Here is a 14,259-nt window from a genome sequence, read left to right as displayed (position 1 = left end):
TAAATTATATACTATGATAGCTAAAAATACCACAATAGCATGTATTTATTCTTTGGTAGGCGTTTGGGTATATGGAGAAACACCTCAGGAGCGGCCTGTGTCCGAACCTAATATAATCTATATTTTCCCAGATCAAATGAGGAATGCTGCAATGGGAATTTGGCAGAAATCTCCTTATAAAGATTCGGTACGTTTTACGGGAGATCCTGTTTATACTCCTAATCTTGACAAGTTTGCAGAAGAATCGATTGTTCTGACCTCAGCCATGAGTAATAATCCGGTAAGTAGTCCACATAGAGGTTCCCTAATGACAGGTATGTTTTCCGAGAATAATGGTGTTCCGGTGAATTGTTCTTCCAATCGGCCTTTTTCTTCACTTCGAACAGATGTTATGTGCATTAGTGATGTACTAAAAGAAGCCGGATATAGCTGCGGTTATATTGGAAAATACCATTTGGACCATCCTACTCCCAATGACCCTCAACGGCCTGGAAACTATGTAGGAAACGGTAATATCATCCATGATGCTTATACGCCCAAAGAGAAACGACATGGTTTTGATTTCTGGTATTCCTATGGTACTTATAATGTGTTCAAGCATCCTCACTATTGGGATAGCCAGGGAGTCAGACATGAAATTAATGAATGGTCTCCTAATCATGAAACAGACAAGGCGATTGAATTCTTGCGGAATGAAAATCATGAAAGGAAGAAAGACAGACCCTTTTTTCTGATGGTTAGTTATAATCCTCCCCATACTCCCAACAAATCCTTGGATGATTGTATGGAAGAAGACTACAACTTGTATAAGGATAAGAGCATTAGCGAGTTGTTGATAAGGCCTAATGTTGATTTATCCATGAAGAGGACAAAATCTGCTCCTTATTATTTCGCGCAGATTACCGGAATAGACCGTAATTTGGGGAGACTTTTGAAAGAACTGGAACATCTGGGACTGACTGAAAATACTATTGTGATTTTTTCTTCAGATCATGGTGATACTATGTGTAGCCAGGGAGTGGAAGATCCTAAGAACTCTCCCTATTCAGAAAGTTTTAATGTTCCATTTATTGTTCGTTATCCCGGGGTGCTGAAGCCTGGCATAGATACGGAACTAATACTCTCTACTCCTGATATTATGCCTACGATTCTAGGATTGTGTAACCTGAAAGGGCGAATCCCCGGAAATGTGGAGGGCAGGAATTATGCGGCTTGGCTTATAGAGCGGTCTCGGGAAGTACCTTTGCGTAATGGAGCTTTATATTTGAGGAATAGCCCGGATAAAAAGGTAGCCGACAAAGATTTTACGGCTTATTTCCCGGTAGCTCGGGGAATTAAGACATACCACTATACGCTTGCATTGACAATAGACAAGGTGACGCGTAAACTTGAATCTGTGCTCTTTTACGATGACATAAATGATCCTTATCAAATGGCTCCTTTGGATATGGATAGTAATAAGAAGGTGCTTAAAGATCTATATAAAGAAATGGCAAAACTTCTGAAAGAAGCCAATGATCCATGGTATAAGCAGAGGATACTTGATGATTTGATACCTTATGAAGATTAATGCTATGTGGAAAAGAATAAATATATTGATTTGTTTGTTGGTAACTTGTTTGTCATCGTATGCCTATGCTGAACGCAATCTGTTGCAACTTTTGGCTGACAAAGAGCAGTTGAAGGCTGTGTTGGTAACCGACCAGTCTTGGGTTCCTTATCCTTCATATGGAGAGCGTTCTGTATGGGATCAGTATTTGGGTAGATATAAAAGTGTGTGTATAGAGCGAGGTGTGAAATTACTGGGTTACCAATGGCAAGTGGTGAAAGCAACAGATTATATTGAATTTGCTCAAAGTGGCAACCGAAATATAATGCAAGATCCGAGTGATGCCAATACTAATGCGGTACTGACTTTGATGTTGGCCGAATTGGCAGAGGGGAAAGGACGCTTCATACCCCAACTTATGAACGGTGTTTACTTTTTGTGTGAAATGACTTCATGGGCTTTCTCTGCCCATTTGGCTGGTTCGCAACTGTCCCATCGCCCTTTACCGGACTATGATGATACGATTATAGACTTGGTAAGTAGTGATGTGGGAGGATTAATGTCTTGGGTTTATTACTTTTTCCATAAAGAATTTGATGAAGTAACCCCGCAGATAAGTAAACGTATGCTTCATGAAATCTACAAAAGGCATTTGGAGCCATATATGCATTCGGACCGTTATTGGTGGATGGCTTTCAATTTCAAACCGGGAAATATGATCAACAATTGGAATCCTTGGTGCAATTTCAATATACTTCAAAGCTTCTTTTTACTGGAAAGCGACCGTGATAAGTTAGCGGATGCTGTTTACAGGACGATGATATCGGTTGACCGATATTTGAACTACGTGCATGCAGACGGAGCTTGTGAAGAAGGGCCTTCTTATTGGAAGCATGCTGCCGGAAAGGTGCTGGATTATCTGGAAATGCTTTACCGAGGTACTGGAGGAAAGATTTCTTTGTTTGATAATCCGCAGATAAGAAATATGGGAGAATATATCTCGCATAGTTATGTTGGGGATGGTTGGGTTGTAAACTTTGCTGACGCTTCGGCCAGGGGAGGTGGTAACTCACATCTGATTTATCGTTATGGACAATCCATTGGCAGTAATAATCTGGAGCAGTTTGCGGCATACCTGTACGATAAAGATTCTCTTTCTTGGAATGGGCGTGATATATATCGTATTCTTGAAGCTTTAAGAGTAGATAAAGAATTGCAGGAGACGGTTGCGACCGGGCATAAGACTCCGGCATTTATGTGGTATCCTGAAACAGAGTTTTGTTATTTTAGTAATGAGCGTGCTTTTGTAGCAGCCAAAGGCGGGCATAACAATGAGAGCCATAATCATAATGATGTGGGGACCTTCTCATTATGGGTGAACCATGTGCCGATAATAATAGATGCAGGGGTGGGTACATATACCCGCCAAACTTTCAGCAGCGAACGATATTCTATCTGGACTATGCAAAGTGACTACCATAATCTGCCGATGATTAATGGTGTTCCTCAAAAACATGGGCGGAAATATAAAGCTACGGATATCAAGGCAACTGCAAAAGAGTTCAGTGTAAATTTGGCTACAGCTTATCCTCAAGAGGCTGAAGTGACGGAATGGATACGGTCTTATAGCCTTCGTCGAAATCGGCTGACCATAAAAGACCGGTTTTCTTTGGCATCAGTCAAAGCCCCTAATCAGATTAATTTCCTTACTTGGGGAGAAGTTGGAATAGAAGAAAAAGAAGGGATTGTCACTATCTGTATAAATGATGTCAAAGTCAAGTTGCAGTTTAATAATAAACTTTTTGATGTGAATAAAGAAAAGATCGTTTTGACCGATTCGCGTTTGGCAAATGTGTGGGGGAAGCAGATTTACCGGCTGTCGTTTACAGCCAAACAATTGTCTAAGAAAGATGATTATCTTTTCTCAGTTGATTTTTGAAGTATCTAACTTAATTCTAATATATTATGGAAGCTCGGATAAAAACGAAATTGTTATTGGGGTGCAGCTTGAGTAGTTCCTTACTGGCGACGGGATGCACTGGAGTAAACAAAACGGCCGATTTGGAAGCGCTAAAGAAGCCGAACGTGATTTTTATAGTAGCCGATGATCTTGGCTACGGTGATATCAGTTGTTATGGAGCAGAGGCCATTACTACTCCCCACGTAGATAGTTTAGCCGCAAGCGGATTGCGTTTTACTGATGCTCATGCAGTAGCAGCAACAAGTACACCTTCTCGTTATTCTCTTTTTACCGGACTTTACAGTTGGCGGCGGAATGATACAGGAATTGCTGCAGGAAATGCCGGAATGGTTATTCGTCCCGAACAGACTACTATTGCTGATATGTTTAAATCGGCAGGATATACTACCGGTGCTATAGGAAAGTGGCATTTGGGTTTGGGTGATAAAACGGGGTCACAAGATTGGAACGGAGTCATTACTCCTGGTCCTCAAGATATAGGGTTCGATTATTCTTATTTAATGGCAGCTACTGGTGACCGTGTTCCTTGTGTTTGGATTGCCAACCAACGGGTTGCCAATTATGATAAGAGCGCTCCTATTTATGTCAGTTATGAAGAACCTTTTCCGGGTGAACCTCTTGGAAAAGACTATCCGGAATTACTTACCAAGATGAAGCCGTATCCTAATCATGGACATGATCAGACTATTGTGAATGGTATCTCGCGTATCGGCTATATGAAAGGGGGCGGAACGGCATTGTGGGAAGATGAGAATATTGCTGATACTATTGTGGCAAAGACTGTACAATTTATAAAAAGTCATAGAGACACTACCTTTTTTCTCTATGTAGGGACTAACGATATCCATGTCCCTCGTTATCCGCATGCCCGCTTTGCAGGGAAAAGCAGTATGGGCTATCGTGGAGATGCAATTTTGCAATTTGATTGGACGGTAGGCGAGATTGTAAAGGCTTTGAGAGAGCAAGGACTTGCTGAGAACACGTTAATTGTACTGACCAGTGATAACGGTCCGGTTGTGAACGATGGTTATCAGGATAAAGCAATTGAATTATTAGGCGAACACCGCCCGTGGGGAGATTTTCGTGGAGGTAAATATAGTATTTTTGAAGCAGGGACACGTATACCTTTTATTGTAAATTGGCCAGCAAAGGTCGTTCCGGGAGTCTCGGACGCATTGGTATCGCACATTGATATGTTCGCTTCTATGGCAGAGTTGGTAGATGAACAACTGGGAGATGGCGTAGCGACTGACAGCCGTAATTCTTTGCCGGCTTTATTGGGGCAAGATAAGAAAGGACGTGATTATATTATAGAGGTGGCACAAACTCTCTCTATTTCGGATGGGCAATGGAAGTATATTACTCCTTGTGACCGCGCACCGTATAATATAATGACTCGCACTGAACTGGGAAATTCTACTCAAGAACAGTTATATAATCTGCGTGAGGATATTGGTGAAGAAAATAATCTGGCTTCGAAATATCCAGATATAGTAAAGGCTATGAAGGAACAATTAGAGCTGGAAAAAGCAAAAGGTGTTCCAGAGAACTGAAGCAATAACAATTTGAGACGTTAAGAGTTTGATAGAATCTATGTCGCAAATTCGCCTCTTTGCATCGATCAATGCAAAGAGGTAAATTTGTTTCTAGTTTATTTCTGCCTTGTCACTGTATGCAGCACATTCCCTTTCTTGTCAATCATGCGCAACTCCAAAACCTTCTTATTGGCCGATACAATAGAGAATCCCGGTTCGGGGCTGCAGAACTGCGTTCCTTCAATAGATTTCACTTTGCGTGACAGTGAACCGGAAGAGTTAGTAACATAATCTATGTCGCATCCCGGCACACGTACATGCTGGAAGTTGTGGATATGTCCGCAGATGTACATATCTACCTTGTGCTTGCGGAGTATCGGGTCGAGGCGGGTTTGCATGTCGGCGCGTTCGCTTTCATCTTTCGGAGTTTCGGCGTAGATGGGATGATGACCGGCAACGATTACCCAGTCTTCCCGGGCGGCGGTGAGCACGGAGTCAATCCAGGCGAGCTGTTGCTTGTAATCCTGCTTGCAGGCATCGGGGTAGGTCTCGCTTTCGTTGCGGTATTTGTCAATCATCGGGGCGGTGTCTATCCAGACAATGCGGATGGTGGCACCCTTGTCTTCGAAGGTACGGGTGTAGTAGCGGGCAGGCATTGTCCAGCGGCGGCTGATGTTGGTATAGTTCAGTACGGCTTGCGTGTTGCCGCGATATTCGTGGTTGCCCAGTACGGGGAACCAGTCGATCATCAACTCCGGATGGCTGTAGATCAGTTCGTAGTTGGTCATCCAAAGCGGGTCGTTCACGCTGCGCACGCCTTCAAAGTGGTGTACGTCTCCGGTAGCAAGGACAAACTCGGGACCTACTTCTTCGGCCATCACGCCCATCAGTTCGGCGATGGGCTTCTGGTCGTAGTAGCCGTTGCGGCCCAGGTCGTTGGCGACGTAGAAGTTGAGCTTCTTGTCGAAGATGGAGTAATCAGTGATTTGGGCTACTGACGCCAGACTACTGAGGACAGTGATAAAGAGTAAAAGGAATATTTTCTTCATTATTGTTTCTTTCTTTTTAAGTTATACAAATGGGAATTTAGGGAGCACAGTCTAAGGCTGAAAGCCTTTCATCTATCAGCCCAGGGCAACGCCCTGGGTTTAAGAGTGTTTCTTCACCTTACGCCCTGAAAGGGCATAAGATTGTATAACGGGCTTTTGCCCTTTCAGGGCGCAGAGATAGGAGCGCATTATTACCCAGGGCGTTGCCCTGGGCTAATAGATAAAAGCCTTTCAGGCTTACTGCGCTGATGCTTTACTACACTAAATTATCATTTAGAACGTCACCTTCACCCCTGCATTCACCTTTACCCCATAGTTTTCGCTCTGCATGGTGCGGTCTTTCTCTCCCTGGTAGTAGCGCAGCGGCTGGTTCAGCAGATTGGTAGCTTCGGCATAGAAAGTCGTTTTGAGTTTCTTGCCGAAGGTATAGCTTGCATTTACGTCCATGTAATTCACGGCATCGTAGTAGCGGTCGTAGAACTTCTCCGAGCCCATCTCGTCGATGAAGGCAGAGGCATAGTTATAGCTCAAACGGATGTTGACGCCGGCTTTGTCGAAGAACAGCGACGCATTGGCTGTATGTTCGGGAGAACCCGGCAGACGCAGGCCGCTTTCGTTCTCGCGTCCCTCGAAGTTAAAGTCCTCTACGCGTGAGTAAGAATAGGTGTACGTTCCATAGAAACCGATACACTTCAAGGCAGGAGCGATGAAACCGAAATCGCGCTGGTAAGCAAGCTCTACGCCGAGCAGGTTGGCATTGCCCGAGTTGCGCGGCTGGCTGAACTTGGTATAGCTGGTTCCATTGTAGTTGTAGTTGCGCAGCGTCTGGTCTACGATGAAATCATTGATCTTCTTGTAGAAGACACCGGCGCTGACCAGACCGATACTCTTGAAGTAATACTCTCCGTTCAGGTCGAAGTTATAAGAGATGGTCGGTTTCAGACTCGGGTTACCCACCGAGATGGAGTTGTCACTGCGCTTGATGGTGACATTAGGTGCCAGTGCCGAGTACTTGGGGCGCGAGATGGTATTGGTGAACGAAGCGCGGAGCTTGAAGTCATCGTTTACATTCCACTTGGCAAGTACCGAAGGCAGCACGTTCAGATAGCTATCCGATTCGTAAGGCGTGCGGGTAGTCTTGTCTTCATCTTCGTCGTACTGGCTACCACTGTACTTCACATGCGTGTTTTCCAGGCGCAGGCCGAGCATCAAGTCCCAGTCACTTCCCAACTTCTGGTCGAAGCGTACGTAACCGGAGGTCACGGTTTCCTTGGCTTTGAAGTTGGTGGCAAGTTCCTCTGCCACCTGTTCTTTCTCGAAAAGGCTGGCGTTGTTCAGGTCCAGATGTCCCAGGTATTCTTTGCTGACGAAACTGCCTACCTTGTACTGCTCGCCGGGGATGAATCCGTCGCGATTCTGGTCTACGGCTGCTGCCAGGCTGGCCTTGTCGAAGGCATCCTCGTCTTTCGGACTGTATTCGTAGAAGTCAATCTCCTTGTCTTTGGTCTTGTGCACTTCCTTGAAGCCGAAGCGCAACGTGTTGCCGAATGCGCCTTTCTTCAGCGGAAGCAGGAAGTCGAACTTCGCCTTGAAGTCTTTCTCCTGGATGTCCTCTTGCTGTTCGGTTACTTCCTTCAGACTGAAGTCGTCGTTGAGATACATGACGGAACCTGCTTGCGGGGTGAGCAGCGGCTTGCGCTCGTCGCTCAGGTCCATGTCGAATTTCTGTTTCTTCAGTTGGTAGTCGATGTAGCGTTCGTTGGGACGCTCTTCGCTTGCTTTGGCGTAGTTCAGGCTCCAGTCCATGTTCAGCTTGCCGAAGAGGTGCTCACCGCCGAGGGTGAAGTCCATGGTGCGCTGACGTTCCAGGCGGGCGTTGCGGTTGTCGGGTGTGCCGCCCTTGGTTTGTATGCGCATGGTACCTTTGTTGTTGATGGAGCAATATTCGTTGCCGTTTTCGTCTTCTTCCAGGTTGATGCCTTTCACGGTGAGGCGGTAACGGTTCTCCCAGTCGTTGCGGTTGTTGAAGATGCCTTTGAAGGTCAGCTTATGATTCTCGTTCAGCACATAGTCCAGTGCGGCGGAGTAGCTCTGCCGTTCGCGGGTGACGTAGTATTGGCGCACCTGATAGTCGGTGATGGCAAGTTCGCCGGTCTCCACGTCCCTGTCCCATACAAATTCCACGTCGTCGCTTCCCGAAGGGGAGTTCTGGTAAGAGGCGGAGAGCATTACGCCCAGCTTGTCGTTGAAGAAGCGGTCTCCGTAGGTGAAGCCCAGGTTGAGCTGTGCCTTGTCGCTGATCCAGTTGTAGCCCGTACCGGCTGTGGCGCTGATGAAGCGCTTGTAAGGCGAGTTCTTCGTCACCAGGTTGATGCTGCCGCCGATGGCATCGGCATCCATATCCGGGGTGATTACTTTGTTTACCTCGATGGTCTGGATCATGTCGGCCGGGATGAGGTCGAGCTGTACGTTACGTGTATCGCCTTCGGCGGAAGGAATACGGTTGCCGTTGATGGTCACGGAGCTGAGGTCGGCGCTGGTGCCGCGTACTTGCCCGAAGCGAGCTTCGCCCTGGTCATACTGTACGTTGATGCCGGAGATGCGTTTCAGGGCATCGCCGATGTTGGAGTCGGGGAACTTGCCCACCTGGTCGGCAGAGACGACGTTCGTAACTCCCAGGTTGTTCTTCTGTGAGTTGATGGCGCGTCGCTGGCCTTGGAAGGCGCCGCCTACTACGACTTCTTGCAGTTCCAGTCCTTCGTTCAGCACGACGTCTTTCTCTAAAGTACGTCCGGCGGGGATGGTGATTTTCAGCTCTACGGGAGAGTAGCCCACGTAGCTCACCTTTACTGTATAAGTTCCCGGGTCAAGGTTAGAGAAAGTGTAGAAGCCGTTGACGTCGCTCGTCACACCAGTGTGTAGTTTCTCAATGTAGATAGAAGCGCCCGGGAGAGTCTGTTTCGTGGCGTCGATGACGCGGCCACGTATTGTACCTTGTTTCGTTACGTTTACTTTCTCGTCGGCTCTGGTCGTGTGGCAGAGGGTCGTGCATAAAAGCAGGAATAAGAATCCTTTAAAAATCTGTTTCATACCTATTAGTATCTGTTAATAATTCTGCCGCAAAAGTAGAGGGTTACCGTTACGTATGTCTTACGGAGGGTTGAAGAAGGGGTAACGTTTCGGTTACAATTCTGTTACGGTAAAGGGGCGAATCATCATTGATAGGGGATATACTGAGTATCTGTCATTCGGAGCGTAGCGAAGAATCTCTTCTCTGTGTATTTAGGAGAAGAGATTCTTCGCTACGCTCTGAATGACAGAATGAAATGCTTGTCTTGGGTCTATTTTCTTTTGACGGTAACTCCCTTGCTTCTCATCTGAAGTATTATAGTCTTTCAACTGTAACATTACTGCCTTTCATCTGTAACTCTATAGCCTTCCTTGCACAAGATGGCATCTTGTGCAGTAAAGGGTATAGTGTTCTACATCGAAGGCAAGGGAGTTATGGGCGGAAGGAAGCAGTGTTCCGTGTCTTAGCCAGCAGTGCCCTTATTCCGCCCGAAAGCGTTTGGTCTGCACAGCCTGCGAGTTAGAACCTACCATCACATCGAACTCTCCCGGTTCGTAGACGTATTGAAGCTTCGAGTTGTAGTACTTCAAATCGTTTTCGGTGAGGGTGAAGGTCACGTCACGGCTCGCTCCCTGTTTCAAGTGAATGCGTTGGTAACCTTTCAACTCCTTAACGGGTCGGGCTATCTCCGCAAAGACATCGTGCAGGTAGAGCTGTACGATTTCTGTGCCATCCGTCTCGCCATCGTTGGTAACGGTAACAGTCACTTCCAGTTTACCATTCTTGGGCAACACCTCCGAACTTAACCGCATTTCACCGTAAGTGAAGTGGGTGTAGCTCAATCCATAGCCGAAGGGATAGAGCGGACTGTTCTTCTCGTCCAGGTAGTTGCTTGTATAATGATTGAACACCGTTTCATCGTCATCGGGACGGCTTTGGCTGATTCTATTATAGTAAAGGGGAAGTTGCCCCACGGCACGGGGAAAACTGGTGGTGAGTTTGCCGCTGGGGGTAACTTTGCCAAACAACACATCAGCTACGGCTTTACCCGTTTCGCTGCCCGCATACCACACGTTGAGAATGGCAGGCACATTAGCCTCTTCCCAGTTCAATATCAGAGGGCGACCGGTAAAGAGTAGCAACACCACGGGCTTGCCCGTCTTTACCAACGCCTTCAGCAGGTCTTGCTGTGCGTCGGGGATTTCAAGATTAGTACGCGACAGCGACTCACCGCTCATCTCGGCACTTTCGCCTAAGGCAGCCACAATGACATCGGCACGGGCGGCGGTATGCAAGGCTTCGTCCAAAAGTGCGCGGTTGTCGCCACGCTCCAGTGGACGGATATAGACCGCACCCTTCTCTGTTTCCGCATCATAGTAAAGGTTGCTGCCCTTGGCATAGAGCACTTCAGCCTGACCTTCCACTGCCGAGCGCAAACCTTGAAGCAACGACTCATGACGGGAAGAGTTGCAAGTGAGGCTCCACGTGCCACACATGTTGTTGGCCGCATCTGCCATCGGACCTATCAAGGCTATCTTGCCCCGTTTGGCAAGCGGAAGCAGGCGATTGCTGTTCTTCAGCAATACAAAAGTCTCGGTAGCCACCTCACGGGCGGCGGTACGATGTTCGTCAGTATAGGTTTCCCTTTCGACACGATCGGGGTCGCAGTACTTATAGGGATCTGTAAACAAGCCCAATTTGTATTTCGTTTCCAACACCCGTCGACAGGCGGCATCTATTTGCGCTTCCGTCACGGCTTTCTCTTTCAGAGACTCTTCCAAGGTACCAAGGAAACCATTGGAGCACATATCCATGTCCGTTCCGGCGGCAAGGGCACGGACGGAAGCTTCTTTCAAGGGAGCCACACCATAGACGGACATTTCTGCAATAGAGGCATAGTCGGTTACCACCATGCCGTTGAAGCCCCATTCGTGGCGAAGCAGGTCGGTGAGTAGCCACTTATTGGCAGTGGCAGGTATGCCGTCCACCACGTTGAACGAACTCATCACGGTGCCCACGCCTGCTTCCACGGCTGCTCTATAAGGAGGGAGGTATTCATTGTACATGCGTTGACGACTCATGTCCACCACGTTGTAGTCCAGTCCCGACTCGGATGCGCCATACAATGCGAAGTGCTTTACGCAGGAGAGTATCTCGTCCTTACCCTGCATCCCGTTGCCCTGATAGCCGCGCACATAGGCTTTCGCCATCAGCGAGCCCAGGTATGGGTCTTCGCCGCTGCCTTCAGCAATGCGTCCCCAGCGGGCATCACGGCAGATGTCCACCATGGGGCTGAACGTCCAGCCGATGCCGTTGGCACTGGCTTCCACGGCTGAGACACGCGCCATGCGCTCCACGGCGGCGGTGTCCCAGCTGCACGAGAGGGCCAAGGGTATAGGGAAAATGGTTTCGTAACCGTGGATGACATCGGCACCCACCAACAAGGGGATGCACAAACGTGTGGAATCGACCGCCAAACGTTGTAACGCTGCAATCTTCTCCACGCCCTTCACGTTGAAGAAGCCACCGATGCGTCCCTCGCGAACCAACTCGGAGAGTTCACCGCTGTTTACATTGCCGGTCACCAAGTCGCCGCCCGAAGGCAGGTTTAGCTGACCGAGTTTCTCCTGGAGGGTCATCCGTTCCATCAAGGAGCTGATATAGCTGTTCATTTCGCTGTTTTCGCCTTGCGAAGCACAAGACACCATCGACAGCCCAAGAAGCATTCCTAATACTAACTTTTTCATGCTTATTCTATTTTAATTTCATGCGCTCTGCTAATGGAAGAAGCGAACGTCCTGTGCATTGGCTTCGTCTCTGGATATTTCAAATTGCAGAACACCTTCGTTCCAGTCGAAATAACGGAATTCTATGGGATGCAATCCGGCTTTCAGTGCCTTTTGCACCACAATCTCGATGGGGGAGTGCGGACCATCGCTTTCACCTAACATTTCTCCGTCCAGTTGCAATGTGCAGCCATCGTCACTCAAGATGGAGAAAGTATAGATGTCATCGGCCGGGACTTCCAAATAGCCGGTCATTATAAATCCCTTATCCCCTTTCACCTCTTGAGGAATGGAAATGGAATCTAACACATACTCGCCTTTCACGTGACCCGTTTCGATGTTTGCGCAGCGATCCCCACGGTAAGCATACCAAACGGCCTTCAACCCCTTTTGCAAGTTGGCAGGAGCCGCTACGGCTTCTGTGTATGGAGCCTTCACATAACGGGCACGCAGCACATCCGAGTAGGAACCATCCGGGCGGAACGTGCGGAAAGTGAAGTCTGTGCTTTCTGTGATTTTCAGCTCACCCGGATAGAGTGCCGATTCGCTGGTAGGGATGCTTCCATCCGTGGTGTAACGGATGTTAACACCGGCCAACGGACAAGTAACCTTCACCACGGCCTCATCCACAAATGCATTTATCTGATGGCATCCCTGCAAGTCGGGTATGCGATAGCTCACCCCCATCACGTCCAAACGTTTGAACTGGGAAGCCAAACGCTGATAGAACCCATCGAACGAGGCACGAACTTCAGGGGCTTCCCAAGCAATCTCGCTCAATACCATCATGCGGGGCAGAGCTTGATATTCCAACCGGCTCAGCGTGGGTATCCATTCCGTCCAAAGGTTGGCCTGCACGCCCCAAACATATTCTTTTTGTTCATCAGAGAGGCGCGGGTCTGCACATGGGTCAAAGCCGACAAGATTCTTCACCGAATTTTTATCTTGTGTGTAGTCGAAATAGAAAAATTCGTTGGTGCAAGCAATTACTTTCTGCTTGTTTGCAGTTGCCGTGGGCAATGATTCCTTTGCCCAGCCTCTCCACCAGCAGAATGCGGCATCCTGCGAAAGTCCGTCCTCTACCACTTCATCCCAGCCCACTAACTTCTTTCCGTTGGCCCGGAAGAACTGCTCCATATTGCGGATGAACCATGCCTGAAGGGCTTCCGTCGAAGTGAGTTTCTCTTCACGCACGCGTTTTTGGCAATGAGTACATTTCTCCCAATTGGATTTGTCCACCTCATCGCCGCCAATATGCACATATTCGTAAGGAAATAGGCTGAAAATCTCCTTATAGACGTTTTGGCAAAACTCCAGTGTTGCATCTTTGCCTAGACAGATGGGAGAAGAGTATACTTCGCCCCAGCGTTGCAATCCGTCACACGCCAGTTCGGGGTACTGATTGATGGCAGCCAGGAAGTGCCCTGGCATGTCTATTTCCGGAATCACGTCGATGCCCCTTCCGGCAGCGTATGCCACAATCTCTCTGACATCCTCTTGTGTGTAATAACCGCCATAGAGCGTGTCCCCATCTACTGTTCGCATTTTGTCGGCAGGAACCAGCAGGTTCTTGTCATCCTCCTTCGCTGCACGCTCCATGCAAATGCGATCCAAGGCATGAAGTTTTCTCCAGCTCTCTTTCTCGGTCAATGCCGGATACCTCTTTATCTCTATACGCCAACCTTGGTCATCGGTGAGGTGCCAATGAAATTTGTTCAGCTTATAGAGAGCCATCAAATCGAGCACATGCTTCACTTCCTCCTTACTCCAAAAGTGACGGGAAGCATCCAGCATAAATCCGCGCCACTCAAATCGAGGAGCATCTTCTATCTGCACGGCGGGAATGGAAAAAGTACGCTTTGCACCGGGTCTCTCTATTTCGGGAGGAAGCAACTGACGAATGGTAGAGATGGCCGAAACGATGCCCGAACAGTCTTCTGCCTCTACATAAATTCTGTCGGGAGCAACGTGCAGTTTATAAGAGTTGGGCTTTCCGCAACCGTTCATCAATTGCAACCGGATAGCAGTACGGTTCTCAGTGCCGACCACTTCAACAGACGAGGTCACGGCATGCCCCAGAACTTCCTGCAAATATCCGGCTGCCGGCAAGAGTGCTGAATCGGACACTCCGATTGCCACTCCATCCCGGAGGACGAACGCGCCTTGTTGCCGGATCATACTGACGGGAGTGGGTAGAATAGAAATCTCCTGTGTGCTGGTCGGGGTGCAAGAAGTGAATAAACAAGCTGATGTTATCAGCAAAAGTGTGATAAGTTGTTTCAACATGAT

Annotated in this window: 7 protein-coding genes; 3 read left to right on the top strand and 4 right to left on the bottom strand. The window is 48.1% G+C overall.

Features of this window, described 5'->3' with window-relative positions:
- Positions 1–13 precede the first annotated feature (13 nt).
- Genes AAE250_RS08510 through AAE250_RS08500 form a run of 3 tightly spaced genes read left to right on the top strand, consistent with a single transcriptional unit; the run spans position 14 to position 5,083 of the window.
- The gene (locus AAE250_RS08510) at positions 14–1,570 is read left to right on the top strand and encodes a sulfatase family protein (protein ID WP_294596329.1); all 1,557 of its coding nucleotides are present in this window, start codon (positions 14–16) and stop codon (positions 1,568–1,570) included.
- Positions 1,560–3,488, top strand: coding sequence for a heparinase II/III domain-containing protein (locus AAE250_RS08505; RefSeq protein ID WP_446715739.1), 1,929 nt, complete (start codon positions 1,560–1,562; stop codon positions 3,486–3,488). The genes AAE250_RS08510 and AAE250_RS08505 overlap by 11 nt, the downstream gene beginning before the upstream one ends.
- A gap of 26 nt (positions 3,489–3,514) precedes the next feature.
- On the top strand, positions 3,515–5,083 hold the full coding sequence (locus AAE250_RS08500) for a sulfatase family protein (protein WP_446715738.1): 1,569 nt from the start codon (positions 3,515–3,517) through the stop codon (positions 5,081–5,083).
- Between the two features lie 98 nt (positions 5,084–5,181).
- Here the strand turns inward: AAE250_RS08500 and AAE250_RS08495 are convergent, their stop codons facing one another.
- The 4 genes from AAE250_RS08495 to AAE250_RS08480 form a co-directional block, all read right to left on the bottom strand.
- Entirely contained in the window at positions 5,182–6,114 is a 933-nt protein-coding gene (locus tag AAE250_RS08495) for a metallophosphoesterase (protein WP_294596324.1), read from the bottom strand.
- Between the two features lie 273 nt (positions 6,115–6,387).
- Positions 6,388–9,204 carry a TonB-dependent receptor gene (locus AAE250_RS08490; protein WP_294596321.1) on the bottom strand — a complete coding sequence of 939 codons (2,817 nt, stop codon included), beginning with the start codon at positions 9,202–9,204 and terminating at the stop codon, positions 6,388–6,390.
- A gap of 459 nt (positions 9,205–9,663) precedes the next feature.
- The gene (bglX, locus tag AAE250_RS08485) at positions 9,664–11,892 is read right to left on the bottom strand and encodes a beta-glucosidase BglX (protein ID WP_446715745.1); all 2,229 of its coding nucleotides are present in this window, start codon (positions 11,890–11,892) and stop codon (positions 9,664–9,666) included.
- A gap of 69 nt (positions 11,893–11,961) precedes the next feature.
- A complete protein-coding gene (locus AAE250_RS08480; RefSeq protein ID WP_294596319.1) occupies positions 11,962–14,256 on the bottom strand; it encodes a family 20 glycosylhydrolase in 2,295 nt (764 codons plus the stop codon).
- Positions 14,257–14,259 lie beyond the last annotated feature (3 nt).

This window comes from Bacteroides sp. GD17 (assembly GCF_038448625.1).
Classification (GTDB): Bacteria; Bacteroidota; Bacteroidia; order Bacteroidales; family Bacteroidaceae; genus Bacteroides.
Note: the sequence above shows the minus strand (reverse complement) of the source record. Positions and strands in the feature narration are given on the sequence as shown.